The following is a 26586-nucleotide window of genomic DNA, read 5'->3' as shown; positions in this document are numbered from 1 at the left end:
GGGGCGCAACCAGGGTCAGAAGACCAGGTTCACCAGCACCATGTAGACCACCGTGCCGAAGAGGATCGACATCGTGGCCGAGCGTCGCCACAGGTGCAGTGCGGCGGTGGCGACCACGGCGATCAGTGCGGCCCACACGCCACCGGGGTTCTCCGTGGAGCCGGCCAGCGTGTACATCACCAGCACCGTCATCACTCCGGCCGGCATGGCGATGCCCAGCCACGCCACCAGCGCAGACTCGCGGAAGTACCGCATCGCGGCGAAGGGCAGGGCGCGCAGTAGCACGGTCACCAGACCCACGGCACCGAGGATGAGCAGGGTGTTGGTCAGGTCCACACCCGCGGGCAGGCCGCTAGACATCGCGACCACCCCGAGCACCCAAACCACCCCGCCGCTCCCACAGGAACCGCGCGACCAGGTACACGAAGTACAGCGACAACCCGATCAGCAGCATCTGCTCCTGGCTCACCACGTAGCCCACGGCACCGGCGACGACGGCCACCACGGGCAGCCACACGTCGCGGCTCACGTCCAGCGCCTCGATCGCCAGCACCACGAACAGGGCGGTCAGCGCGAAGTCCAGGCCGACGAGGTCCAGCGGCAGCGCGGAGCCGACCAGGGCACCGACCACGCCGAAGACCACCCAGGCGGACTGGCAGAACATCTGCACCGCCATGACCCGCGGCTGCGTCCACACGGACTTCTTCTTCGTCGACAGGATCGCGTAGGTCTCGTCGGTCAGCGAGTAAATGCCATAGGCCTTCGCCGCCGGGGAGCGCACGGCGTCCACCGGGTAGCTCAGGCCGTAAAACACGTGGCGGAAGTTCACCAGGAAGCCGTACAGGGCGGCAGACAGCGGGGCGACACCCCCGGTGACCAGGCTGATCGCGAGGAACTCCATGGATCCGGCGTAGAGCACGATGCTGAACACCGGCGTCCACCACCAGGCGAACCCGGTCTGGGTGACTAGCAGTCCGAAGGCGAGGCCCAGGGGCACGAGCCCCAACGCCACCGTCCAACTGTCCTGGATGCCTTTCCTGAACTCCGCCGGGGCGGTGGGGCTCACTGCTGCGCCTCCCACCAGCGGGTCAGCTCGGCGACGGCCTCGTCGCGGTCCATGGGGCCACGGTCCAGGCGCAGTTCCTTGAGGAACGCCCAAGCCTTGCCGACCTCGGGTCCGGGCGGCAGGCCGAGGACGGTCATGATCTCGTTGCCGTCGAGGTCGGGACGCACCGCGTCGAGGTCCTCCTGCTCGCGCAGCTCGACGATGCGCGTGTCCAGGTCCTCGACGGCGTGCGCCAGGCGTCCGGCCTTGCGCTTATTGCGGGTGGTGCAGTCGGCACGCACGATGACCTGCAGCTGGGGGAGCAGGTCACCGGCGTCGGCAACGTAGCGGCGCACGGCGGAGTCCGTCCACGCGCCTTCGCCGTAGCCGTGGAAACGCATGTGCAGGAACACGAGCTGGCCGATGTCCTGGATCTGCCGCTTGGGGTACTTCAGCGCCTTGAGCCGGCGGCGCGCCATGCGCGCGCCCACGACCTCGTGGTGGTGGAAGGTCACGGCCCCGGTGTCGGTGAAGTCGCGGGTGTCGGGCTTGCCGATGTCGTGCAGCAGGGCGGCCCAGCGCAGGACGAGACGATCGTCCTGCGTCGCGTCCTCCATGCGTCCCTCCAGCTCGGTGGCGTTGCGCAGCACCTGCAGGGAGTGGGCGTAGACGTCCTTGTGCTGACGGTGTTCGTCCTGCGTGAGTTTCAGCGCGGGCAGTTCGGGCAGCACGTGGTCGGCCAGCCCGGTGGCGGACATCATCTCCAGGCCGGTCCACGGTTCGGCGCCGAGCATCAGCTTGTTGAGTTCGGTGGCGACGCGTTCCACGGTGATCCGCTCGATCTGGGCGGACATCTCCGTCATCGCCTCACTCACCCGCTCAGCCACGGTGAAGCCGAGTTGGGAGGCGAAACGGCAGGCGCGCAGCATGCGCAGCGGGTCGTCGTGGAAGGACTGTTCGGGGGCGGCCGGGGTGTCGAGCACGCCGGCGACGAGGTCGTCGAGCCCGTTGAGCGGGTCGCGCAGGTCGTGGTCGCCGTCGGCGGAGAGTTCCAGGGCGATGGCGTTGCAGCGGAAGTCCCGACGCACCAGGTCGCCGTCCAACGTGTCACCGAAGGTGACCTCGGGGTTGCGGGACGCCCCGTCGTAGGAGTCGGCGCGGAAGGTGGTGATCTCCACGACCAGTCCGTGGAACATGGCGGAGACGGTGCCGAACTCGATGCCGGTGTCCCACACGGTCTCGGCGACGTCCTCGAGGATGCCGGTGACCACGTCGGGACGGGCGTCGGTGGTGAAGTCGAGGTCAAACTCGGCGCCGTCGCCGAGGCGTCCGAGCAGGGCGTCGCGGACGGATCCGCCGACGAGGTAGAGGCTGTGGCCGCGCGCGGCGAAGGCACCGGCGAGCGCGGTGAGCGTCCGGTCCGTCCTATCGCCGTCCTTCACCGCCGACCACGCGGTGGCGAGCATCGTTGCGGCGTCCTTGTTCTCCTGTGTCACCCCCCGGATTTTACAGTTCCCACAAACCGCCCCGCAGGCACTACCCTTGTTCTCCATGAACCAACGGCGTCGCCGCTCCAACGGGAGCCCTTCACGGCCGGACCAGCGCCGGTCTCCGGCACGCTCCGTTCAGCAGCGTGACCACAGTGAATTGCCGACCTCGGTGGAGACCAGCGCCGGCGGGCTGGTGTTGTCAGGTCTGGCGGAGGCGGTGCGCGGCGACGGGTCGGTGGACCTGTCGCGCATGTACGTGGCGTTGATCGGCCGGCTGGACCGTCGTGGGCGGTTGCTGTGGTCGATCCCGAAGGGTCACATCGAGCCGGACGAGTCGCACCACACCACCGCCGAGCGTGAGGTGTGGGAGGAGACCGGTGTCAGCGGCGAGGTGGTCAGCGACCTCGGCACGATCGACTACTGGTTCGTCTCGGAGGGTCGGCGCATCCACAAGACGGTGCACCACCACCTGCTGCGCTACGTGGACGGTGACCTCAATGACGAGGATCCGGAGGTCACGGAGGTGGCGTGGTTGCCGGTGAGCAACCTGGTGGAGCGTCTGGCGTACGCCGATGAGCGCAAACTGGCCCGCCAGGCCCATGACCGGCTGCCCGACCTCGCCCGCGCCGAGGCGAAGGCCGGTCGGCGTACGCCGCGGTAGCGATGGGGGGTTTCTCGGGAGCGGTCCGGACGCTGGCCTGCGTCGCTGTGGCGGCGGTGGGTCTCGCCGCCGCGCCGCTGGCGGCTGGGCAGGACGGGCAGGACGCACCGGACGCGCCGGACGCGCAGGGGGCCCAGGCCGCCGCGTGGTCGAATCCGGAGGCGCGGTCGGCGGACCCGGACAGTGGTGTGGAGCTGGAGATCCTCGGCCAGCAGCCCGCCACGGTGACCGGCGACGGTGCCCTCGACCTGCGCATCCGGGTGACGAATAACTCGGATCAGGACGTCTCGGGCCTGCAGTTGCGCACCCAGCACCAGAATGCGGTGGCCGCCCCGGAGGGCGTCGCGACCTCGCTGATCGCGAACCAGGGCGAGTACCCGTGGGTGGGTGCCTTCCAGCAGTTGGACGGCCAGCTGTCCCCGGGTGAGAACCGACAGTTCCGGCTGACCGTCCCGGTCGACGGTCGGGCGGGCAGTCTCAGCGGCCTCGGCCTGGACGGGCCCGGCGTGTACCCGCTGCTGCTGAACCTGAACGCGGATCTGGGGGACGCCGGGACGTCCTTCGTGGCGGCGACGCGCACCACGGTCACGGTGACCGGCGAGAACGCCGAAAATAATGAGGACGCCGAGCGTCCCTCCGGGCTGACGGTGCTGTGGCCCCTGTCGTCGTCGGCGACGGTCTCCGCCGGGCAGGTCGGCGACGCCCCGGAGCCCAATGAGCTTTACCTGCCGGACGAATCCTTGGCCGAGGAGCTGCAGCCGGAGGGCCGGCTGAGCGCGCTGGTGTCGTCCTACCGCACGGCGGCCAGCGAGTCGGATGACCTGCGGCAGGCGACCTGCATCGCCATCGACCCGGATCTGCTGGAGACGGTGTCCCGGATGAGCCAGGGTTACCGGGTCGGTGAGGCACCGAGTCCGGTGGAGGAGCCGGTGCGTCTGCGTGACCGCTGGTCGCAGAATCGCAGCACTGACGATTCCGTGGAGGGCACGGGCGCGGATGATGCGGCGTCGTGGTTGGCGGATCTGCGCGAGGTTGTTGACGGCCAGTGCACCGTCCCGCTGCCCTTCGCCGGGGTGGACGTGGACGCGGTCACCGAGTTGGACGACGAGTGGGTCGAGGAGTTGGCCGCCCGCGGGGCGGAGACGATCGAAGATGTGCTGGACACCGACACCGCCGACGGTGTCGTGGTGCCGGGTTCCGGCTACATCACTGAGGCGACGCTGCAGCGCCTCGGCGACTCCGACCGGGAGACTCCGGCCACCGTCGTCGTCGCCGACGACACCGTAGAGGGCACAGAGAGCACAGAGAACAGCCCCGTGACGACGCTGCCCGGCGGCACGCGCGCGCTGCGTTTCCCCGCGGCCCTCGGCGCCGCGCTCGCGGCGACGGGGGAGGCGCCGGCGACGGCGGCGTACGGGGCGACGTCCTCCCGGCGTCCCCTCGCCGAGGACAGTCCCGCCGAGCGCATGGCCGCCGCTGTCGGCGTCCTTGACCTGGAGCTACGCGGCGACAGCAATGTGCTCGCGGTGCCGCCGGCGGAGTGGTCGGTCGACGGCGCCGACGCGGAAACCTGGCTCGAGGCCGTCGCAGGACGCCTGGAGGACGGTTCGGCGCGCGCGGTCTCCTTCGGTGCCGCGCTCGGCGGCGCGGCGTCCGACGGAACCTTGCGCGACACGGTCGCCGACCCCGCACCGGTATCCGACAGCGAGATTGCGGCCGGCCGCGGGCTTGTCGAGGAACTGCACAACTTCACCAGCATCATGGTCGACAATGACAATGTGGCGCTGACCCCGGCAATCTTCACCCGGCCCATGTTCGACGACCTGCTGCGGTCGTTCACGGACAACCGGCGTCGCGTCGCCGTGGAGGCCGACCGGGCGCGGGACGCCGCGGAGCAGCGTCGTGGCCGCGTCCGGGGCCTGTCGGAGGAGTTGCGCGCCTCGGTGTCGCTGCTGCCGCCGGGGAGTGTGTTCACCCGCACCAGTGACTCCTCACCGCTGATCGTGGTGGCGCGCAATGGTCTGCCGCTGCCGGTGCGCGTGAGTGTGGACTACGAGTCGCAGGACGGGGTCACCCTCAACACGCCCGGGATGCAATTGATTCCCGCACAAGGCAGCGTGACCCTCCAGATGACGACGACCTTCCCGTCCGAGGTGACTGGAACGGACCTGACCATGTTCCTGGAAACCCCGGATAACCTGCAGATATCCGAGCCGGTGACGATCCGAATCTCCTCCGGCCCGGGCTCCGGGGCGCTGGCGGTGACAGTCGGTGTGGCCGTGGTGTTCGGCCTGTTCGCGGTCATCCGAACGGTGAAAAGACGCCGACAGTTAGCGAACGGCCGGGGGAGTGCACGAAGATGGAGCGGTGACTGAATCTCGAGAAGACTCCGGCGACGCCGCCCATAGCGGCGAACGGGGGCGGTTCCGCGCCGCAACCCCGCCGGCGAAGGCACCGTCCGCCCGTCCCTCACGCGCCCAGGACGGTGGCGACGCCGTCGGCACCGACTCCGGGACCGACCACTCGAAGCTGAACCTCTCGCCCGCCGAGCGGGCGGCGACGGACCCCCGGCAGGAGAAGGCGGGCGGCGCGTCCGGCACGTCCGGCGCGACCACCACCGCCACGGACGGCAGTGGCGGGAACGGCGGCGGTAACGAGGGCTCCGGGGCGACGAACGCCTCCGACACCGACGTGGTGCGCGCCACCGGGTCGATGGCCTTCGCCACCCTGCTGAGCCGCATCACCGGCTTCGTGCGCACCGTGATGATCGCCTCCGCTCTGGGGCTGGGGGTCTCCAGTGCGTTCAACACGGCGAATACCCTGCCGAACCTCATCACCGAGCTGGTGCTCGGTGCGGTGCTCACCAGTCTGGTGGTGCCGCTGTTGGTGCGCGCCGAGAAGGAGGACGCCGACCGCGGCGCGGCTTTCATCAGACGGCTGCTGACCATCACCTTCACCCTGATGATGACGGTCACGATCATCGCGGTGATCGCCGCCCCACTGCTGACCCGGATCTCGCTGGACTCCCACGGCGAGGTCAACATCGGCATGTCCACGGCCTTCGCCTATCTGGTGCTGCCGCAGATCGTGTTCTACGCGATGTTCGCCGTGATGATGGCTGTGCTGAACACCAAGGGCATCTTCAAACCAGGCGCGTGGGCGCCGGTGGTCAACAATGTGGTGACCCTCGGCGTGCTGGGCATCTACTTGATGTTGCCGCAGGACACGAAGCTCAGCCCGAGCGACACGGTCACGATCACCGACCCGCACATCATGCTGCTGGGCCTGGGCACCACCCTGGGTGTGGTTGTTCAGGCCGGAATTATGGTGCCCTACCTGCGTAAGGCCGGGGTCGACATCCGCCCGCTGTGGGGTCTGGACAAGCGACTCAAGCAGTTCGGCGGCATGGCGCTGGCGATCGTGGTGTACGTGCTGATCTCCCAGATCGGCTGGATCCTGAACAACCGCATCGCCTCCGGCTCGGGCCCTGGCCCGACGATCTACATGCAGGCCTGGCAGTTGCTGCAGGTGCCCTATGGCGTGATCGGCGTGACCTTGCTGACGGCGATCATGCCGCGCCTGTCGCGCAGCGCCGCCGACGGCGACGACAAGGCCGTGGTCAAGGACCTGACGATGGCCACCCGGCTGACGATGCTGGCGTTGATCCCGGTCATCGCCTTCTTCACCGCCTTCGGCACGCTGATCGCCCCGGCCCTGTTCGCCTTCGGCCAGGTCGACATGGCCAGTGCGAACGTCCTGGGCTGGACGATCAGTTTCTCGGCATTCACCCTGATCCCTTATGCCATCGTGCTGCTGCACCTGCGCGTGTTCTATGCGCGTGAGGAGGTGTGGACGCCGACGTTCATCATCGGCGGCATCACGGTGACCAAGGTCGCGCTGGCGTACCTGGCCCCGCATATCGCCAGCGAGCCGCGCCTGGTCGTGGTGCTGCTGGGTGCCGCGAACGGCATGGGTTTCGTCGCCGGTGCGATCATCGGCCACCGTCTGCTGCGCCGCTCGCTGGGGCATTTGGGCATGCGCAGCGTGCTGAAGACGTCGCTGTGGACCGCCGGTGCGTCCGCCGTGGCGGCGTTGATCGTGTGGCGCCTGGACGCGCTGCTCGATCGATTCCTGATCCCGGACGGCTTCCGTTTCGGGCACCTCGTGCGCCTGATGATCATCGGCGTGATCTTCCTGGTGATCGTGATGCTGATCATGTCGCGCTCGAAGCTTCCCGAGGTACAGACGATCGGTGCGTCCTTCGCACGCCTGCCCGTCGTCGGACGCTTCTTCGCCGGTGCCGTGCCCGAGGACGGGCAGGACGCCCCGTCGGCGCTCATCACCGAGATGCCCATCGCGGGCATGGGTGGCATCACCGGGCAGGACGTCGCGGGCCCGGCGATGCCGCCGCTGTCGGCGGGTCGGGTGCGCGGGCCGCGCCTGGTGCCCGGTGCGCCGATCCTGCAGGGCCGTTTCCGGCTGCTCTCGGACCACGGCGGCTCGCCTGCTGCGCGTCTGTGGCAGGCCCGCGACAACGAGTCCGGTGACCTGGTGGCCCTGACCATCCTCGACCCGCAGGTCGCCGGCGTTGGCTCGCGCGAGCTGCTGGACCGCAGTGCGACGCTGGCGAAGGTCTCCTCGCCGGGTGTGGCCCGGGTGCGCGAGATCTGCGATGCCCGCACGCTGGTCGTCGTGGTCGCCGATTGGACCGAGGGCGCGCCGTTGACCCGCGTGGCGGAGTCCGGTCCGGACCCCTTGGCCGCCGGCTACGCGATGTCGGACCTGGCGGACGCGGCGGCGGACGTCGCCGAACTCGGCGGCTCCTTGGGCATCGACCACCGCAACCGGCTACGCATCAGTTCCGGAGGACGCGCCGTGCTCGCCTTCCCGGGCGTGCTGCCGGGCGGCTCGGCCCGGCAGGACGTCCACGCCGTCGTCGTATCCCTCGATATGCTGCTGGCGGCGGTGCCGTCCGACCGGATCCCGGCGGAACTGCGCACAATCATGGAGGACGCCCGCAGCGCCGACGGCGTCGGCGCCCGGCAGCTCGCCTCGCGCCTGCGCGCGGCGACGACCTCGGAGTCCCCGGACTCCGACCTGGTGACCAGTGCCGATGTGGCGCCCGATCCGGAGCAGCGCGCCGGTTTCGGCGCCGCCCCGGAGAAGCCGGGGCGCACCGCCCTGGCCGTCGGTCTGACGATCGGTGGGCTGCTGCTCGCCGTCGCACTGATCGTTGCAGCGGTGGCGTACTTCGGCGGGGATCGTCCGGATTCGCCGGTGACCACGGACTCAATCCGTGGTGGACAGTCGAGCAGTGCGCAGGCCGCTGCCCCGGAGCCGGAAGTCATCGGCGTGACCGATGCCGCGGAGTGGGCCACCGCCGACGACGGCGGATCTCTCGACAACCCGGAGGACGCACCGCTGGTCATCGACGGCGACACGGGCACCACCTGGAGTTCCGCGCAGTACCTCGACCAGCTGGGCGACGGGCCGTCCTCCCTGAAGCAGGGCATTGGCCTGCTGCTGTCGCTGGACGGCGAAACGTCGGTGACTTCGGTGGATCTCGAGGGCGTGCCGGAGGGCACGCGGATCGAACTGCGCACCGGCTCCGGCGATATCACCTCGATCGACCAGACCGAGGTGCTGGACGCCGAGACCGCCTCCGGGGACACCTTGACGCTCACCGGTGAGGACGCCCCGGCCGGCGACCGGGTGCTGCTGTGGATCACCGAACTGCCCATGCCGGACGCCGCCTCCGTCGGCGAGGTCGTGGTGCACGGCGTGCGGGAGTGACGAGTGACGGAGTGACACCGTAGCCGAGATCACCCAAAGTATCGTGCCGTATCCAGTTTTTTGGATACGGCACGATACTTTGAGAGTTATCCACAACCCCGCCGCCGGGGCGCGCGGCAGGCTAGGGTTGTGCACAGAGGCTTCCTCCGCGGGGACGGCAGGGGGCCAGGGGACACAATTCACCGGGGGACTTTTCCGTGACAACATCGACCGCGCCAGAAACCACGCCAGAAACCGCACCGTCGGACGCCGAGCTGCTGCGTCGGCACCTCGCCGGCTGCGCCACCTCCTTCACCGACCTACTCACCCGGCATTCCGGGCTGCTGGGCTGGGCGCTGCACCAGGCCGGCGTCCCGCCGGAGGATCGTCCGGACGTCCTGCAGGACGGACTGCTGAAGGTGCACCGCACCGCCGCGTCCTTCCGCGGGAAGGACTCCGCGGCGTCCTGGCTGCACACCATCATGCGCAACACCGCGCTCACGCATCTGCGTGACAGCCGTCGACGTACCGACGAGCTCGCTCAGTCGGTCGACCTGGGGGAGCGGTTGCGCACTCTCCCGGACAACCGCAATGTGGACGCCGTCCGCACCATCCACCGCATCCTGTTGGATGAGGCAGTCAATCAACTTCACCCTGGCTTGCGCGACGTGATCGTCCTCACCGACGTCCGCGACTGGTCACTCAATGAAACGGCCGCTCACCTGGGAATACCCACCGGGACGGTGAAGTCGCGTCGAGCGCGTGCCCACCGTCACCTGCGCGAGCGCCTCGCAGAGGCCGGGGTAGCACCTGCGGTGTCCGTGGCGTCGCTAGAATCGTCGGCATGAGTGATACCACCCCGTCTGTCCACGACGTCGTCATCATCGGTTCCGGCCCCGCCGGCTACACCGCCGCCATCTACGCCGCCCGTGCCGAACTCAAACCCCTGGTGTTCGAGGGGATGGACTTCGGTGGGCTGCTGATGCAGACCACCGAGGTCGAGAACTACCCGGGGTTCCCGCAGTCGATCATGGGCCCGGCGCTCATGGACGACATGCGCAACCAGGCCGAGCGCTTCGGTGCCGATCTGCGCATGGAGGACGTCGTGAGCGTGGAGCTCGATGGCGACCTGAAGAAGGTCGTCACCGACGATGAGGAGTTCCTCGCTCGCACCGTGATCCTGGCGACGGGTGCCGAGCCGCGCTACCTGGGCGTCCCCGGCGAGGAGGCCCTGCTGGGCCACGGTGTGTCCGCCTGCGCCACGTGCGACGGCTTCTTCTTCAAGGAGAAGCAGATTGCCGTGATCGGTGGTGGCGATTCCGCCATGGAGGAAGCCGACTTCCTGACCAAGTTCGGTGACCGGGTGACGATCATCCACCGCCGCGACGAGTTCCGCGCCTCGGCGATCATGGAGGAGCGGGCCCGCAATAACCCGAAGATCGACATGATCATGAATTCCCGCGTTGTCGAGGTCCTGGGCGAGGGCACTGTGCAGGCTCTCAAGCTTGAGGACACGGTCACCGGTGAGGTCCGCGAGGTGCCGATGGACGCGATGTTCGTCGCCATCGGCCACGACCCGCGTACCGCCGTCTTCGACGGCCAGGTCGCGCTGCAGGACAATGGGTACGTGAAGGTGGACGAGCCCTCCACCCGCACCTCACTGCCCGGCGTCTTCGCCGCCGGTGACCTGGTGGACTCCCATTACCAGCAGGCGATCACCGCCGCCGGCTCGGGCTGCCGCGCCGCGCTGGACGCTGAGGGCTATCTGGCCGCTCTCTGAGTGTCGCACTCGGTTGCGCCTTATCCGGAACGTGACCGTTCCGTGACCCCTCCGTGACTGTTCAGCGCATGTTTCCGCGCTGCTACTCCCGCGGGTATTGTGGTGTGGACACTCTAGCTCCCACCACCCCCCAGGAGATTGCGACCATGGCTGACCCCGTGACCGTCACCCAGGACACGTTCCGCAGCACCGTCATCGAGTCGGACGTTCCCGTCCTCGTGGACTTCTGGGCTGGCTGGTGCCAGCCATGCATCCAGATGGAGCCGGCGCTGAACAACATCGCCGACAAGTACGGCGACTCGGTGACCGTGGCGAAGGTGAACGTGGAGGAGGAGCGTGGCCTTGCCGCCATGTTCCAGGTCATGTCCATCCCCGCCCTGTTCATCTACCATGAGGGCCGCAAGGTCGTGGAGCTCCACGGCCGACAGTCCGAGGCCGACCTCTCCGACGCCCTCGACGCGCTCGTCTCGGCGTGACCTCCACCAACCACAACCGACCTGAGCCGGCAACGAGAGGATGACGTGCACCGTAATTCACTGAAGATGGGCGACCGGAGTCCACGTGTGGCCGAGGTCCGCGGAACGCTCGCCCGGCTCGGTTTCATCGACGGCTTCACCGGGGACACCTCCGGGGATGCCGGCCAGCGGTGGACCGCCGAGGACGAGCTCTTCGACGCGCACCTGGACATAGCCCTGCGCGCATTCCAGCAGGGGCGCGGCATCATCGCCGACGGGCACATCACCGACGGCACACTGCGGGCTCTCCGGGAGGCGTCCTACACCCTCGGTGCCCGTGTGCTGTCCCTGCAACCCCCGGGGCACTTCTTCGTCGGTGACGACGTTGCCGAACTGCAAGGACAGCTGCACGACCTCGGCTTCTACACCGACCGTGTGGACGGGCAATTCGGTCCTTATACCCACGAGGCAGTTCGCAAGTACCAGCTCAACTACGGGCTCACCAACGACGGTGTCTGCGGTCCCGTCACCTTGCGCGCCCTGAGCTACCTGGGCCGCCGCATTACCGGTGGGTCGCCACAGGCGCTGCGTGAGAAGGAGCAGATCCGTGCGGCCGGCCCGCAGCTGACCGGCAAGCGCATTGTCATCGACCCGGGCCTGGGCGGGGACGTCTCAGGACGCACCGTGAATGGCCCGTACGGCACCATCACCGAGGAGGAGATCCTCTGGGACCTGGCTACCCGTACTGAGGGCCGCATGATCGCCGCGGGGATGGAGACCATCCTCTCACGGCCCCGCAGCGGTAACCCTTCGAGTCTGGATCGTGCCTCCCTGGCCAACGCCTTCGGGGCGGACCTCGTGATCTCCCTGCGTGCCGATGTCTACCCAAATGAGCTGGCCAATGGTGCGGCGTCATTCTACTTCGGCTCCGAGGCCGGCTCCTCGTCGGTGACGGGGGAGAAGCTCTCCGGTTTCATCCAGCGTGAAGTCACTGCGCGTACACCGCTGACGAACTGCCGGGCCCACCGACGGACGTGGGACCTATTGCGCATGACGAAGATGCCGGCAGTCCAGTTCGTGGCCGGCTACCTCACCAACGGGGACGACGTCTCGGTGCTCACCGACCCGGACAATCGTGACACCATCGCCGAAGCGCTCGTGGTCGCCGTCAAGCGGCTCTACCTGCTGGACGCGGATACTGCCCCCACGGGCACCTTCCGGTTCTCCGACGTGCTGGAGGCCGAGAAGCTGGCCTGAATCACACTGCTGTGATTCAGGCCTTCTGACCACCAAGGACCGTGCTCAGCGGTCCTCTGCCATTCATCAGCTCATGCGCGTCGGTCGCGAAATTGCTGAACAGGGATGAGCCTTCCGCGAGTTTCTTGCGGTATCGGGGGAAGCGGGGGTGCTTTCCTACGATCGTGAACCCCTGCTGTTCGAGGATGTCAGCGGAGAGTACTGGTGCTGCCTCAAGGTCGGCGTCCGGACCATCAGGACGCTCCTCCCACCCGTGGTAGCCCTCCGGGAAGTAGCCGGACGGTACCCCGTCCTCGTCATTGCGCCCATAGGCCTCGACGGCCGCAATACCGCGGCGCTCCGCCTCGGTCAGGATCGTGTCGATCAGACTGTGCTCGAGGTAAAGGCCCATATACGGCGGCTCCACGAAGACCGTGGAGATCTGAATGGCGTCACCAGACACCGGGCCCGACGGCATTGCCGCAGAGCCGGGGAAGTTGGGTGGGGGAGCGAAGAATGCTGTGGCGGCCGGACGCTCACCGCTACCCTCGTCGCCCGTCCCGACGAATGCGGTGTATCCACAAGTGCCCCAGCGATAGAGGACCGACTGGATCCACATTTGTTTGTCGAACGCTGAGTCGGCGCTCGTCACCCTCGGCGACAGTTCCCAGAACATGTCTCCACCTGCAGAAGGTGCCACCACATCACCGCTGTCGTGCCGCAGTGCGCTGTACCTGATCTCCACCGATGTCCTCCTTCGTCGGTGGCGATTCTACCGTGCCGACACCTGGGTCGCCGGGCTACGGCGTAACCCGGCCTGGTTTCACGTGAAACCTAGCGATCTCAGCCCTCCTTGGGGAGCTTCAGCAGGTCCGTAATACGTGAAAAGTCCTCCTCATCGCCGAACTCGACGACGATCTTCCCCTTCTTGGCGCCCATCTGCACGGTCACTCGGGTGTCCAGAGCATCTGCGGCGGACGATGCCCACTGCGTGACCGCCTGAGGCTGTTCCCGCGGCGCCCGGGGTGCCTTGGGGGCGACTTCGTCCCCGCGATTCAACAGGACAACGGCCTCTTCAGTGGCACGGACGCTCAGGCCCTCGGCGATAATACGATCGGCAAGGCGGTCCTGGGCCTCGTGACCAGCCTTAACGCCCAGAAGTGCCCTCGCGTGCCCCGCGCTCAGCACGCCTGCGGCGACCTTGCGCTGTGCCCCAACGGGCAGCTGCAGCAAGCGAATCATATTAGTGATGAGTGGGCGCGAGCGTCCGAGCCGTCGGGCGAGTTCCGCCTGAGTCACATCGAACTCCTGCAGCAACTGCTGGTAGGCGTTCGCCTCCTCCAGCGGGTTGAGCTGAACACGGTGAATGTTCTCGAGCAGGGCATCGCGGAGCATGTCCTGGTCGTCCGTCTCCCGGACGATCGCCGGGATAACCTCGAGGCCGGCGAGCTTGGAAGCGCGAAGTCGGCGCTCGCCCATGATCAATTCATAGGATGACTCACCCAGCGGACGGACGACGACCGGCTGGAGAAGCCCGAACTCCTTAATCGAGTGGACAAGTTCGTTGAGGGGCTCCTCCTCGAAAGTCTCCCGCGGGTTCTTTTGGTTCCGCGTGATCAGGTCGAGAGGCAGTTCCTGATAGCTCGCGCCGACGCTCTCGACACTTTCCTGAGACCTGTCGACGGCCTTACTCGACCCCTCGTCCTTTACGTCACTGTGACGCTCGTTCGCGGGTCCGTTGGGACGCTGGCCGGCAGGGCCAAGAATCACGTCGGCGGCACCTGCACCGAGACGCGGCTTAGAAGGACTCGTGGGAATAAGGGCCGCGAGACCGCGACCGAGTCCGCCGCGTTGGGTTTCGGTCTGAGGGAGCTGGGGGAGGGTCGGCTTCTTCTCTGACATCAGTTGTTGCTTCCTGTCCGGAATTCAGGTGCCACACCGATAGGGGCGGTCTCGGGGAGGGGGAGGTAGTCGCCACGTTTCGCGAACTCCACGGCGGCATCGAAGTAGGCCAAGGCCCCACGGGAGCCCGGATCGTACTGGAGGACGGTCTTGCCGTAGCCCGGAGCCTCGGAAACCTTCACACTGCGGGGAATCTGGTTGTCCAGGACCGCGCTGCCGAAGTGATTGCGCACCTCTCCAGCAACCTGCTCCGAGAGTTTCGTGCGTGCGTCGTACATGGTGAGCAGGACGGCGGACACGTGAATCTCCGGGTTCAGGTGCTCCCTGATCATGGAGATGTTGTTGAGCAACTGCCCAACACCTTCCAGCGCGTAGTACTCGCACTGGATGGGAATCAGAACCTCAGAGACTGTGTTCATCGCGTTGATGGTCAGCAGGCCGAGCGAGGGCGGGCAGTCAATGAAGACGTAGTCGTACCCCTGGCTCGCGAGGTAGTCGGCACTGAGCGCGTCGCTGAGACGGTACTCCCGGCGAACCATGGAGACCAGTTCAATCTCGGCACCGGCGAGGTCGATCGTGGCCGGGATGCAGAAGAGATTCTCGTTCTCCGAATTCTGCTGGGTCACTTCGGAGGCCGACTTCTCGCCGATGAGCAATTCATAGCTGGAGGGGGTACCCATCCGGTGCTCCGCCCCGCACGCGGTGGACGAGTTCCCCTGGGGGTCGAGGTCGACGACCAGAACCTTCATCCCGTGCAGCGCCAGAGCCCATGCGAGGTTCACCGCCGAGGTGGTCTTGCCTACGCCACCCTTCTGGTTCGCGATCGTAATCCTCCGCGTCCGGGGCGGGCGGGGGAGGGACAGTCGCTCCGGGTTCTGAATTCGCGCAGCGCGACGTGCCGCGTCGGCGATAGGGGTGTCATCCCAGTCGGGAGGAATCATGTACTTCCTTTGCATGACGGAGTGGGCGGTGCGGCGGAGCGGGTTTCACGTGAAACACTGTGCGGATCACCCTGCACAGTCAGTTTAGTCTCCCCGGGTCCGTGTAACAACGGAGGTTTCACGTGAAACCCCGGGGCGAATCAGATCGTTGTGATTCAGCGTAGGCGTTCGACATCCACCACGAAAGTGGGACTTCCGAGCGCGCGACGTCCGACCTCCAGGACCTCTCCAGGGGAGCCTCCAGCCCGTGTGAGGTCCTTGGCGTCCCGGACCAACTCCTCACCCGCAGAAGAGCCCTTGAGAGCCTTCACATGGCCTCCCACGCGCGCCAGAGGCAGGGACCACGTAATAAGGCGCCCGACGGGCGCGACGGCGCGGGAGGTGACGACATCAGCTCGTCCGACCGCCGAACGAATGTCCTTCTCCTCGGCACGCCCACGGAAAACCTCGACATTGTCGAGCCCAAGGGCTTCGACGACCTCGTTCAAAAAAGTGACGCGCCGAAGGAGCGGCTCAACCAACTGCACTCGGAGATCCGGGCGGGCGATCGCCAGGGGGATCCCAGGAAGGCCGGCACCCGAGCCGACATCGACAACACGCTGCCCGTCGTCGATAACCTCGGCCAGCACCGCGCTGTTGAGGATGTGACGGTCCCAGAGTCGCCCGACCTCACGCGGACCGATAAGGCCACGGACGACTCCGGCGTCCCCCAGCCAACCGGCATAATCAACCGCGAGGCCGAGGCGGTCTCCGAAGACCGCCTCGGCTTCCGGGGGAGGGGAGGGGACGTCGTTGGACGGGAGGTTCTCTTCTGACTGGCTCACACTCCCAGTGTAGCGAGCGGGCGGACATGAAAAAGACCCCGCTCCCTCAAGGAGGGAACGGGGCCAAAACGAGAGGGGAACTACTTCCCGTCGCGCTTCTTCTGGTTCTTCGGTTTAGCACCGGGCTTGGGGGCGGTGGAGCGCTTGGCCTCGATCTTGGCGGCCTTCTCCTCCTCCTCTTCGCGGTCCATCTTGTTGAACACGAGGCGCTGCTGGACGTACATCCAGGTAGTGTTCGCGGCCATGTAGACGGCGAGACCGACCTGCCAGAGGAAACCACCGGCGAACATGAACACAGGGAGGACCCAGAGCATCAGCTTCTGCATCATCATCATCTGGTTCTGCATCATGTCTTCTTGCGCAGTCGCGTTCTTCTTCTTCGGCTGCTCAGCCTGACGCTTCTTCTGGCGGTCCATCGACATGCGGGCGTTGAAGTGCATGAGCACGGAGGCGATCAGCATCAGCGGGAGCACCACGACCACGATGTTCCACTGGGCGAAGTCCACGTTTCCGTCACTGGAGAACGCACCGTAGGAGTCCTTCTCCATGGTGATGAACGCCGAGAGCGGGGTACCAAAGAGTCGCGCATCCAGGAAGGACTGAACCTCGTCTACTCCGAAGAAGTAGTTCGGGGTTTCCCTGGTCTCCTGGATCGACATACCGAGCTGGCCCGTGCCAGTTCCGGTGCGGTTGAAGGAGCGCAACACGTGGAACAGACCAATGAAGATCGGGATCTGAACCAACATCGGCAGGCAGCTCGCCAGCGGGTTGACGCCCATCTCCTTCTGGAGCTTGCGCATCTCCAGAGCCTGGGTCTGCTGATCCTTGGCGTACTTCTTCCGGATCTCCTGCATCCGGGGCTGCATCTCCTGCATCTTCCGACTGGAGCGCAGCTGCTTGATCGTAGGTCGGACGAGGAGGCCACGGATCGTGACGACCAGGAAGATGATCGCCAGGGCCCAGGACAGGCCGGAGTCTGGACCGAGCACAAAGCCGAAGACTTTGTGCCAGAACCACAACACCGCCGAGATGGGGTAGTAGATGAAGTCAAGCACTTGTGGTGCAATCTCCTTGTTGTAGGTGGACGGTCACCTGCGTGGCCGTGTCCGGAGTGGGGGAACCGGATCCCAGCCGCCGGGGTGCCAGGGACCGCATTTGGCGAGGCGGGCAACGCTGAGGACAAAACCCTTCACCACGCCATGACGAGAAAAGGCTATCAGGGAGTAGGCGCTGCACGACGGCTCAAAACGGCAGGACGCTCCCAGTTTAAGGGGTGAAAGATAGTTCTGGTAACCCAGAACCAACCTTCGCAACGTCCGCGCGCGCCCATGGGACACGTCCCAGGCGTCAGTCGGTGAGGCGTCGGAGTGCTCGGCGCACATCAGAATCCAACTCCGCGGACGTGGCATCCCCCGAGGCGGGCAACGCCCGAATCACCACGGTGTGCCACGGTTCCAGAGGAAAGTCCGCCAGTAGACCGGCTGTGACATGGCGAAGCCGACGTGAGACGGCGTGCCGAGTAACGGCGTTGCCGACCGCCTTGGAAACCACGAGGCCCATTCGCGGGCCCCCCGTGACCACGTGGTCCGTGCGGGCATATAGATAAACCACCACCGTGCGAGACCCCTTCTTCCGACCTCGTCGGACGGTCTCACCGAAGAGTGAGGTCGACCGGAGCCGGTGTTCCGAGGGAAGCACGGTGGTGGTTTGTGTGTAGCGGCGCGTTACGCGGTGACGCTGTCACGGCCCTTACGACGACGGGCCGACACGATTGCGCGGCCGGCGCGGGTGCTCATGCGGGCACGGAAACCGTGCTTACGCGAACGACGACGGTTGTTGGGCTGGAAAGTACGCTTGCCCTTGGCCACGGTACTCACTCCTTCTTTGTTCTACGCCGCGGTCGACCGAGTTCGGTCCGCTCCGCGGACCGGGCCCGGCCCATCCACCGCGACTGCGGTCTGGTGGGTCGGAAGACCGGATAGGATCATGCGATCCCAGGCCATCCATCCGTTCTATGACGGGGGTGAGAGTCAGGGACGCCGGAATCCGGGTTCAGTGACACTCGAAGACGGTGACGAGCCTACGTGCTCGGCCACGTAAATCAAAATCCCGGTTCATCACAGGCGTGTCATTCAACGCTCAGCCCGGTGCAGGTCACGGTCCCAAACGCTCAGCACGCACATCCCCGCCTCCCGCGCAAGGTGCACAAGCTTGTCCACAGGAAAACTGCCAGGTCGCTGGCAATCCTTGCAGCTCACGCAAAGGGGCTGTGGACAACTCTATCCACCCCCGAACCCTCGACTGGAGATTCACCCCGGTCTTTGCAGGTCAGGACACTGACCGCGCGATTGTTGGGGTTGTCCACAGCACTGCAGTAACCTGTTGACAACTAGCAGGACAGAGTTATCCACAGCTGTGCACAACACTGTGGATACGCAGGCCAACACCGCTTCGGTGTTGTGCACATGAACGTCAGATTCCTGCGCATGAACAAGAGACGAACTCCGAGACCCAACCCACCCACCGAAAGGTGACCCGACATGCCCGATGCTGTGGACTTCAAGGAGGTCTGGGGCTCCCTCCTCGACAGGTGGATCAACGCCGACGAGGACTCCGCAGAGTTCCCCCGACTGAGTTCTCGGTCACGTAGCCTGCTGCGCCAACTCAGTCCTGTGATCGTCGTCGACGGCATCGCCGTCCTGAAGACTCCGTCGAAGTGGGCGCGCACCGAGACCGAGAACAATCTCTCCGGTCTGATCTGCGACGTCCTGGAGGAACAGCTCGGACACAGCGTCTCCCTCTCCCTCAGCGTCGACGAGTCCGTCACGGAAGCAGAGGCCGCACCCACGCCGGCTCCGGCACCGACGCCCACGCCCGCGCCGTCCCCCGAACGTCAGCGACAGCACTGGGAGGACCTCACCGGCGGCGGCTACCAGCAACGACAGGTCCCCGCGCGCAAGGAAACGGTGCCGGAGGCACCGAAGAAGGCGCAGGACGACGCCACAGAGAACCGTCTGAACCCCCAGTACACCTTCGATACGTTCGTCACCGGGTCGTCCAACCAGTTCGCCAACGCCGCCTGCCGCGCGGTCGCCGAGAAACCTGCCTACGCCTACAATCCCCTGTTCATCTGGGGGGAGTCCGGTCTGGGCAAGACTCACCTGCTCCACGCCATCGGCCACTACGCCCGGGAACTGCGCCACGGGATGAAGGTGCGCTACATCTCGAGTGAGGAGATGACGAATGAGTTCGTCAACGCCCTGCGTGACGGCCGGGGCGAGCAGTTCAAGCGCCACTACCGCAACCTCGACATGCTGATCGTGGACGACATCCAGTTCCTCCAGGGCAAGGAGAGCACCCAGGAGGAGTTCTTCCACACCTTCAACGCGCTGCAGCAGAACCACCGGCAGATCGTGCTGTCCTCCGACCGTCCTCCGAAGCAGCTGACCACGCTGGAGGACCGTCTGCGCACCCGCTTCGAAGGCGGGCTGATCACCGACGTGCAGACCCCGGACCTCGAGACTCGCATGGCGATTCTCTCCAAGAAGGCGCAGATGGAGGGGACCTACCTGCCGGACGACGTTCTGGAACTCATCGCCAGCCGTTACGAGACCTCCATCCGCGAACTTGAGGGCGCGATGATCCGCGTCACCGCCTACTGCTCGCTCAGCAAGGAGCCGGTAACCCGCCAGGCCGCTGAGATCGCGCTGCGCGACATCATGCCGGACCCCAAAGACGTCGAGATCACGCCGCAGATCATCATCGAGGTGATCACCGGGTACTTCGACGTGACCGTCGATGAAATGGTGGGTAAAGGCAAGGTGCGCCGCCTGGTCACCGCACGCCAGTTCGCGATGTATCTGTGCCGCGAGCTCACGGAGCTCTCCCTGCCCCAGATCGGCAAGGTTTTCGGTGGCCGTGACCACACCACGGCGATGTACGCGGAGCGCAAGATCCGTAAGTCCATCCAGGAGGACCGCAAGACCTTCCAGCAGATCCAGGAACTCACCCAGCGCATTAAGTCCCGCGCGAGACAGTAGTACACAGCGCCGCCGGGCTGTCACCAGCCGGGGACGGAAGTTGTGCACAGTTTCCACAGCCTTGTCCACAGCCGTGTAATTACAGTCTTGTAATTCAGTGACCTTGATCACATTTCCGGTCCATCGGACGTTTTCCGGAGTCTCTCCACCTGCGGTTCTTTCCAGCGACCTGGGGATTACACTCTTGTCATTTCGCAGGTCAGCGCCGCATCCCCGAGCTTGGGACTCCGGAAAACCCCAGGTCGCTCCTGTGGATAAACTCCACAAGGCGGGGGAGTGGCGGTGCAGCCGATGTGGACAACTCACACCCACGGAAAGTTATCCACAACCGCCCACAGTTATCCACAGATTCATCCACCGGCTGTGAACAACTTACAACAATGTCGTCCGCCGCTCCGACCAGCACACCACCGCCCATTCCATCGTTCCTCCACAGACTGCACACCCCCTACTGCTACTACCGGTTTCATCCATGGAGAATCCAAAGAAGAAATAACCGGTGTGCACAACCCTCACCGACCGGTACGCCGGACCTCCGGCGGACGAGGTGAGCACCGGTACCGTCCGACCTCGGCGTCGGCTAGGGTTACGACCTAGATTCACCAAGAGCCAGCACCAGCGAAAGGATCCCAGGCGTGGACCACCCGTCCGTCAGTTTCACCGTGTCCAAGGACGAATTCTCCTCGGCACTGGCCTGGGTCGCTCGCACCTTGCCGAGCAAGGCCTCCCAGCCGATCCTCCGGGGCGTGCTCATCGAGGCCACCGACGACGGCCTCCTGCTCTCCGGCTTCGACCGCGAGGTCTCCACGAAGGTCCGCGTCTCGGCGGACGTCTCCGAACCCGGCAAGGTTCTCGTCGCCGGGCGCTTGGCGTCCAACATCATCGGTGCTCTCCCGGACAAGCCAGTCCGGCTGGACTACGACGGCACCAAGGTCCTGGTCAACTGCGGTAGTTCACACTTCGAGCTCCCCGCCATGACCATCGACGACTACCCCGTCCTCCCTGATTTCCCTCAGATCGCCGGATCCCTGGATCCGCACCTGTTCACCGAAGTCATCAGCCAGGTCGCCATCGCCTCCAGTCGTGACGAAACCCTGCCCATGCTGACCGGTATCCGCATGGAGATCGACGGCGAGCACCTCGTCCTCGCAGCTACCGACCGCTTCCGCTTCGCCGTGCGCACCCTGGACTGGGTTCCTGCCCGGGCCGACATCTCCGGCGAACTGCTGATCCCGGCCCGCACCCTGGCCGAGACTGCACGTTCACTGGACTCCACCGGCGACCCGGTCGAGATCGCCCTGGATCAGGACGGCGGACGCCTGTTGGGCATTTCCACCGCCGACCGCAAGACCACCACGCGCCTCATCGACTCCGACTTCCCGAAGTTCCGGTCGCTGTTCCCGAAGACCCATACCTCCCTGGCCAGCGTGGAGATCACCCCGCTGCTGGACGCCATCCGTCGTGTCTCCCTGGTCACCGACGGCAACTCCCCGGTGAAGATGGACTTCGAGGAAGGCACGCTCACCCTCTCCGCCGGCGGCAGCGACCTCGGTGTAGCCAAGGAGCAGCTGCCCTGCGCCTTCGCCGGTGAGCCCCTGGTCATCGCCTTCCACCCCGGCTACTTGAAGGACGGCCTGGGCTCCGTGCACACCGACCGGGTGGTCTTCGGCTTCAACCAGGCATCCCGCTCCGCGGTGCTCGTCCCCGAGCCGGACGAGCTGCCGGAGGCCTCCGCCGACGGAACCTTCCCCACCCCGGAGAGCTCCTTCACCTACCTGTTGATGCCTGTCCGCCTGCCGGGCTGACCGGATGTACATCCGCTCGCTCCACCTGGGTGACTTCCGCTCGTGGCGCCAGCTCGACCTCGAGTTGGCCCCCGGGGTCACCGTCTTCACCGGCCCCAACGGCAACGGCAAGACCAACATCGTCGAGGCCGTCGGCTACCTCGCCCACCAGGGCTCCCACCGTGTCAGCACGGACGCGGCCCTCGTCCGCGAGGGATGCGACTCGGCCCGCCTGTCGGCTACCGCGGTCAACCATGGCCGCGAACTCACCGCCCACCTCGTCCTCAATGCCCGTGGGGCGAACCAGGCGGCGGTGAACCGGACGCAGGTCAAGAACCAGCGCGGCATCGCCGGCATCGTCCGAACGACGTTGTTCGCCCCCGAGGATCTCGCCCTGGTGCGTGGGGAACCCGAACAGCGCCGCGCCTTCCTCGACCAGACCATGATCGCGCGTTATCCGCGCCTCGCCGGCGTGCGCACGGACTACGACAAAGCCCTCAAGCAGCGCAATGCGCTGCTGCGCCACGGCGTCGACTCCGACACCCTGCCCACCCTCGACGTGTGGGACGCCCGCCTGGCTGCCCTCGGTGGCCAGATCATGTCGGCCCGCGCGCAGCTCGTCCACGACCTGGAACCGCATGTGCGCGAGACCTACGCGCGTCTGGCACCCGGGTCGCGTCCTGCTCTCATCACCTACGCCACCAGCATCGACCTCGGTGAGCCGGGCAGTCCGCAACTGCTCGACCCGGACGTGGCGGAAGCCGTCCTGCTGGAGGGCTTCGCCCGACGGCGCGACGCGGAGATCGAACGCGGCACCACACTCACCGGCCCGCACCGCGACGACCTCACTCTCGTGCTCGGCACGCAGCCGGCGAAGGGCTTCGCCAGCCACGGCGAGTCCTGGTCCTTCGCGCTCACCCTGCGCCTCGCCGCGCACCGCATGCACCGCGCCGACGGGACGGAACCCGTCGTGATTCTCGACGATGTCTTCGCCGAACTCGATCGCCACCGCCGGGCCGCCCTCGTCGACCTCGCCGCCGAGGCCGAGCAGGTGCTCATCACCGCGGCGGTGGGGGACGATATCCCCGCTGACCTGCGCTCGGTCGCCGCGGTGCACACCGTCGTTGCGCACGACACCGACGATGGCCGGGTTTCGGAGCTCGACAGTGAGTGAGCAGGGGGGCGAGCCCGAGTCCGGACCCGAGCCTGAGCGCGACCCCGTCGCCGAGCGCATGGAGATGCTGCGCGCCGCGGCAGGACGCCCCGGGCGTCCCGTCCGGCGCAAGGGGCGCCGTCCTCGCACGATGAAGACCCGCTACGACGGGCGCCTCGACCGCAGCTACCGCGACCCCGGCGAGTTCAGCGAACTCGTGCAGCGCGAGATCAAGCGCAATGGCTGGGGACGAAACTTCGCCGCAGGGTCGTTGCGCAGCGCCTGGCCGGAGATCGTCGGCGAGAACATCGGCCGGCACACCCACGTGGTGATGTACAACGAGAAAAAGCGTCAGCTGCACGTGGAGAGCGACTCCACGGCCTGGGCCACGAACCTGCGGCTGATGCAGTCGACGATCCTGAAGACCATCGCGGCACGCATCGGGCCGGACGTCGTCGCGGAGCTCAAGATCTACGGGCCGAAGGCCCCGAGCTGGCGTCACGGGCCGCTGCACGTGAAGGGACGCGGCCCCCGGGACACCTACGGCTGAGCCCTTTCACCTGGTACAATGTGGGGGTTAACCCATTTGCCGAGAAGGAGCTGAAGCGACTGTGGCCGAGGCCGATAACATCCCCGCCGAGAACACCCCCGCCAACGGAGAGTACGGCGCGGACTCCATCACCATCCTCGAGGGCCTGGAGGCTGTCCGCAAGCGCCCCGGCATGTACATCGGCTCCACCGGTGAACGAGGGCTGCACCACCTGATCTGGGAGGTCGTGGACAACTCCGTGGACGAGGCCATGGCAGGCTTCGCCACCCACGTCGAGGTCATCCTCCATGACGACGGCTCCGTGGAAGTCACGGACAATGGCCGTGGCATCCCCGTGGAGATGCACCCCACCGGGCGTCCCACCGTCCAGGTCGTGATGACCGAGCTCCACGCCGGCGGTAAGTTCGACTCCCAGGCCTACGCGGTCTCCGGCGGTCTGCACGGTGTGGGCATTTCCGTGGTCAACGCCCTGTCGACCCGTGTCGAAACCCAGATCACGCGCGACGGCGTCATGTGGCGTCAGGTGTTCGACCACGCCGTGCCCGAGGAACTCGAGCAGGTCAAGAAGGCCCGCGGCACCGGTACCCGGCAGCGTTTCTGGGCCGACCCGGACATCTTCGAGACCACCGACTACAACTTCGAGACGGTCTCGCGTCGACTCCAGGAGATGGCCTTCCTGAACAAGGGCCTGACCATCACGCTCACCGATGAGCGGGTCAAGGTCATCGAGCAGGACGTGGAGGCCGAGGTCGCCGCGGAGTCCGTGGAGGACGCCGCCGCACCGAAGCCGGACGAGGACAACCGTCCCGTCCCGAAGGAGCGCAAGAAGGTCTTCCACTACCCGGATGGCCTCAAGGACTACGTCACGCACCTTAACCGGACGAAGACCGCGATCCACCCCTCCATCGTCGGCTTCGACGCCGAGGGCGATGACCACGAGGTCGAGATCGCGATGCAGTGGAACTCCGGCTACTCCCAGTCGGTCCACACCTTCGCCAACACCATCAACACCATCGAGGGTGGCACCCACGAAGAGGGCTTCCGCGCCGCGCTGACGTACCTGATGAACAAGTACGCCCGCGACCACAAGCTGCTCAAGGAGAAGGACACCAAGCTCTCCGGCGACGACTGCCGTGAAGGTCTCGCCGCGGTGATCTCCGTGCGTGTCGGTGACCCGCAGTTCGAGGGCCAGACCAAGACGAAGCTCGGCAACACCGAGATCAAGAGCTTCGTGCAGAAGATGGTCAATGAGCACGTCTCCGGCTGGTTCGACGCGAACCCGGCCGAGGCCAAGGCCATCATCAACAAGGCCGTCTCTTCGGCTCAGGCCCGCGACGCCGCCCGGAAGGCCCGCGACCTGGTGCGTCGTAAGTCTGCCACTGACGTCGGCGGACTGCCCGGCAAGCTGGCCGACTGCCGGTCCAAGGACCCGGTGAAGTCCGAGCTCTACATCGTGGAGGGCGACTCCGCCGGTGGCTCGGCGAAGTCCGGCCGCGACTCGATGTACCAGGCGATCCTCCCGCTGCGCGGCAAGATCCTCAACGTGGAGAAGGCGCGCCTGGACAAGGTGCTGAAGAACAACGAGGTCCAGGCGATCATCACCGCCCTGGGCACCGGCATCCACGATGAGTTCGACATCACGAAGCTGCGCTACCACAAGATCGTCCTGATGGCCGACGCCGACGTGGACGGCCAACACATCGCCACCCTGCTGCTCACGCTGCTTTTCCGCTTCATGCGCCCGCTGGTCGAGGAAGGCCACGTCTACCTCGCACAGCCGCCGCTGTACAAGCTGAAGTGGGGCAAGGGCGAGCCCGGTTTCGCTTACTCCGACGCTGAGCGCGATGCACAGCTGCAGGAGGGCCTGTCCAAGGGCCGCAAGATCAACAAGGACGACGGCATCCAGCGTTACAAGGGCCTTGGCGAGATGAACGCCAAGGAGCTGTGGGAGACCACCATGGACCCCACTGACCGCATCCTGAAGAAGGTCACCCTGGAGGACGCCGCCAGCGCCGACGAGACCTTCAGCATCCTCATGGGCGACGACGTCGTCGCCCGCCGCAGTTTCATCACCCGCAACGCCAAGGACGTCCGGTTCCTCGATGTCTGATCTCGCGATGCTCGATGTCGCGATGCCCGACGGCAGCACCTCCCCGGTGCGGCTCTTTCCCGGCGCAGACCGACCCCTGGTCATGGTCTGGCCGGGTCTCGGCATGGGCGCGCGCTACTACCGTCCTATCGCCGAGGACCTGGCGGCACGCGGGTTTCCCGTGGCCGTCGGCGAGTTGCGCGGCCAGGGCGACAGCACCGCCCACGCGAGCCGGACGGCGAGCTGGGGCTACCACGACATGGCGTCCGGCGATTACCCGCGGACGATCCGCGCGGCGAAGGAGGCGCTCGGCCTGCCGGTCGAGCACCCCACCGTCCTGCTGACGCACTCGATGGGTGGGCAGATCGGCTCGCTGTTCCTGGCCCGCCCGGAGGCGCGTGAACTCAACGTGATCGGCATGTTCGGCGTCGGTAGCGGCTCGCCGTACTACCGGACGTTCGACAATCCGGAGCGCTCACGCCTGCATTTTGGCGGCTACCTCATGGGTGGTGTCAGCCGGCTGCTCGGCTACTGGCCGGACGGACGCCTCGACGTCACGAATTACGGTCGCCAGTCCGGCGTCCACATCGGGGAGTGGGCCCGTTTCGGGCGTCGCAATGAACTGCGCAAGCTGCGCGGTGCCGACCTGGACTACATGGCGGCAATGCGGGACGTGACCGTCCCGGTGCTGCTCACCCGCTACAGCGACGACACCTACTGCACCCTCGCGTCCTGTGAGGCTCTAGGGGAGCTGCTTCCGGCGCAGGTGGAGGAGTTCCCCGGCACGCTCGGGCACAACCGCTGGGCGCGGGAGCCGCAGGACGTCGGCGAGCGCCTCGAGCGCTTCGTCGCTGCGCTGTAAGT

General features: G+C 66.4%; 23 protein-coding genes and 1 pseudogene. 13 read left to right on the top strand and 11 right to left on the bottom strand.

Going from position 1 to position 26586, the window contains the following annotated elements:
* Window positions 1-15 precede the first annotated feature (15 nt).
* From ACT3SZ_RS03935 to ACT3SZ_RS03925, 3 genes are read right to left on the bottom strand one after another with little or no spacing between them, the layout of a single operon-like run.
* Window positions 16-360: a branched-chain amino acid transporter permease gene (locus ACT3SZ_RS03935; protein ID WP_444616850.1), complete on the bottom strand. Its 345-nt coding sequence runs from the start codon at window positions 358-360 to the stop codon at window positions 16-18.
* Window positions 353-1066, bottom strand: coding sequence for an AzlC family ABC transporter permease (locus tag ACT3SZ_RS03930; RefSeq protein WP_444616848.1), 714 nt, complete (start codon window positions 1064-1066; stop codon window positions 353-355). The genes ACT3SZ_RS03935 and ACT3SZ_RS03930 overlap by 8 nt, the downstream gene beginning before the upstream one ends.
* Window positions 1063-2511 carry a CCA tRNA nucleotidyltransferase gene (locus tag ACT3SZ_RS03925; protein WP_444617049.1) on the bottom strand — a complete coding sequence of 483 codons (1449 nt, stop codon included), beginning with the start codon at window positions 2509-2511 and terminating at the stop codon, window positions 1063-1065. Before ACT3SZ_RS03925 ends, ACT3SZ_RS03930 begins: the two co-directional genes overlap by 4 nt.
* 187 nt (window positions 2512-2698) lie before the next feature.
* On the opposite strand from ACT3SZ_RS03925, the pseudogene ACT3SZ_RS03920 reads away from it, so the two are divergent.
* The 7 genes and pseudogenes from ACT3SZ_RS03920 to ACT3SZ_RS03890 form a co-directional block, all read left to right on the top strand.
* Window positions 2699-3196 (top strand): annotated as a pseudogene (locus ACT3SZ_RS03920) (NUDIX hydrolase); the annotation flags it as partial.
* A gap of 2 nt (window positions 3197-3198) precedes the next feature.
* Window positions 3199-5571 carry a hypothetical protein gene (locus ACT3SZ_RS03915; RefSeq protein ID WP_444616846.1) on the top strand — a complete coding sequence of 791 codons (2373 nt, stop codon included), beginning with the start codon at window positions 3199-3201 and terminating at the stop codon, window positions 5569-5571.
* The gene (locus tag ACT3SZ_RS03910; protein ID WP_444616844.1) at window positions 5564-8989 is read left to right on the top strand and encodes a murein biosynthesis integral membrane protein MurJ; all 3426 of its coding nucleotides are present in this window, start codon (window positions 5564-5566) and stop codon (window positions 8987-8989) included. The genes ACT3SZ_RS03915 and ACT3SZ_RS03910 overlap by 8 nt, the downstream gene beginning before the upstream one ends.
* 197 nt (window positions 8990-9186) lie before the next feature.
* A complete protein-coding gene (locus tag ACT3SZ_RS03905) occupies window positions 9187-9816 on the top strand; it encodes an RNA polymerase sigma factor (RefSeq protein WP_444616842.1) in 630 nt (209 codons plus the stop codon).
* Window positions 9813-10748, top strand: a complete 936-nt coding sequence (trxB, locus tag ACT3SZ_RS03900; RefSeq protein WP_444616840.1) for a thioredoxin-disulfide reductase — start codon at window positions 9813-9815, stop codon at window positions 10746-10748. Before ACT3SZ_RS03905 ends, trxB begins: the two co-directional genes overlap by 4 nt.
* A gap of 146 nt (window positions 10749-10894) precedes the next feature.
* Complete coding sequence (locus ACT3SZ_RS03895) at window positions 10895-11224, top strand: thioredoxin family protein (protein WP_444616838.1); 330 nt, start codon at window positions 10895-10897, stop codon at window positions 11222-11224.
* 66 nt (window positions 11225-11290) lie between these two features.
* The gene (locus ACT3SZ_RS03890) at window positions 11291-12460 is read left to right on the top strand and encodes an N-acetylmuramoyl-L-alanine amidase (RefSeq protein ID WP_444617047.1); all 1170 of its coding nucleotides are present in this window, start codon (window positions 11291-11293) and stop codon (window positions 12458-12460) included.
* A gap of 16 nt (window positions 12461-12476) precedes the next feature.
* Here ACT3SZ_RS03890 and ACT3SZ_RS03885 read toward each other — a convergent pair whose 3' ends face one another.
* From ACT3SZ_RS03885 to rpmH, 8 genes are all read right to left on the bottom strand, one after another.
* A complete protein-coding gene (locus ACT3SZ_RS03885) occupies window positions 12477-13184 on the bottom strand; it encodes a hypothetical protein (RefSeq protein WP_444616836.1) in 708 nt (235 codons plus the stop codon).
* Between the two features lie 98 nt (window positions 13185-13282).
* On the bottom strand, window positions 13283-14341 hold the full coding sequence (locus tag ACT3SZ_RS03880; RefSeq protein ID WP_444616834.1) for a ParB/RepB/Spo0J family partition protein: 1059 nt from the start codon (window positions 14339-14341) through the stop codon (window positions 13283-13285).
* Window positions 14341-15282 (bottom strand): ParA family protein, encoded by a 942-nt coding sequence (locus ACT3SZ_RS03875; protein WP_444616832.1) that lies wholly within the window; start codon window positions 15280-15282, stop codon window positions 14341-14343. Before ACT3SZ_RS03875 ends, ACT3SZ_RS03880 begins: the two co-directional genes overlap by 1 nt.
* 155 nt (window positions 15283-15437) lie before the next feature.
* A complete protein-coding gene (gene rsmG, locus ACT3SZ_RS03870) occupies window positions 15438-16106 on the bottom strand; it encodes a 16S rRNA (guanine(527)-N(7))-methyltransferase RsmG (RefSeq protein ID WP_444616830.1) in 669 nt (222 codons plus the stop codon).
* An 80-nt stretch (window positions 16107-16186) separates the two neighbouring features.
* Complete coding sequence (yidC, locus tag ACT3SZ_RS03865; RefSeq protein ID WP_444616829.1) at window positions 16187-17161, bottom strand: membrane protein insertase YidC; 975 nt, start codon at window positions 17159-17161, stop codon at window positions 16187-16189.
* A gap of 33 nt (window positions 17162-17194) precedes the next feature.
* Window positions 17195-17488 carry a membrane protein insertion efficiency factor YidD gene (gene yidD, locus ACT3SZ_RS03860; protein ID WP_444616827.1) on the bottom strand — a complete coding sequence of 98 codons (294 nt, stop codon included), beginning with the start codon at window positions 17486-17488 and terminating at the stop codon, window positions 17195-17197.
* Window positions 17454-17804: a ribonuclease P protein component gene (gene rnpA / locus ACT3SZ_RS03855; protein ID WP_444616825.1), complete on the bottom strand. Its 351-nt coding sequence runs from the start codon at window positions 17802-17804 to the stop codon at window positions 17454-17456. Before rnpA ends, yidD begins: the two co-directional genes overlap by 35 nt.
* A gap of 26 nt (window positions 17805-17830) precedes the next feature.
* Complete coding sequence (gene rpmH, locus ACT3SZ_RS03850; protein ID WP_075811958.1) at window positions 17831-17974, bottom strand: 50S ribosomal protein L34; 144 nt, start codon at window positions 17972-17974, stop codon at window positions 17831-17833.
* A 672-nt stretch (window positions 17975-18646) separates the two neighbouring features.
* Between rpmH and dnaA the strand changes: the two genes are divergently transcribed.
* The 6 genes from dnaA (at window position 18647) to ACT3SZ_RS03820 (ending at window position 26584) form a co-directional block, all read left to right on the top strand.
* Window positions 18647-20146, top strand: a complete 1500-nt coding sequence (gene dnaA, locus ACT3SZ_RS03845; RefSeq protein WP_444616823.1) for a chromosomal replication initiator protein DnaA — start codon at window positions 18647-18649, stop codon at window positions 20144-20146.
* A gap of 635 nt (window positions 20147-20781) precedes the next feature.
* A complete protein-coding gene (dnaN, locus tag ACT3SZ_RS03840) occupies window positions 20782-21951 on the top strand; it encodes a DNA polymerase III subunit beta (protein WP_444616822.1) in 1170 nt (389 codons plus the stop codon).
* Between the two features lie 4 nt (window positions 21952-21955).
* On the top strand, window positions 21956-23104 hold the full coding sequence (gene recF, locus ACT3SZ_RS03835; protein ID WP_444616820.1) for a DNA replication/repair protein RecF: 1149 nt from the start codon (window positions 21956-21958) through the stop codon (window positions 23102-23104).
* A gap of 58 nt (window positions 23105-23162) precedes the next feature.
* Window positions 23163-23633 carry a DciA family protein gene (locus ACT3SZ_RS03830; RefSeq protein WP_301442201.1) on the top strand — a complete coding sequence of 157 codons (471 nt, stop codon included), beginning with the start codon at window positions 23163-23165 and terminating at the stop codon, window positions 23631-23633.
* Between the two features lie 61 nt (window positions 23634-23694).
* A complete protein-coding gene (gyrB, locus tag ACT3SZ_RS03825) occupies window positions 23695-25743 on the top strand; it encodes a DNA topoisomerase (ATP-hydrolyzing) subunit B (RefSeq protein WP_444616818.1) in 2049 nt (682 codons plus the stop codon).
* On the top strand, window positions 25736-26584 hold the full coding sequence (locus ACT3SZ_RS03820; RefSeq protein WP_444616816.1) for an alpha/beta fold hydrolase: 849 nt from the start codon (window positions 25736-25738) through the stop codon (window positions 26582-26584). Before gyrB ends, ACT3SZ_RS03820 begins: the two co-directional genes overlap by 8 nt.
* Window positions 26585-26586 lie beyond the last annotated feature (2 nt).

The sequence above is a fragment of the Corynebacterium sp. AOP40-9SA-29 genome (genome assembly GCF_052377405.1).
Taxonomy (GTDB): Bacteria; Actinomycetota; Actinomycetes; order Mycobacteriales; family Mycobacteriaceae; genus Corynebacterium.
The sequence above is the reverse complement of the archived record's forward strand: the minus strand, read 5'-3'. Positions and strand labels throughout refer to the sequence as shown.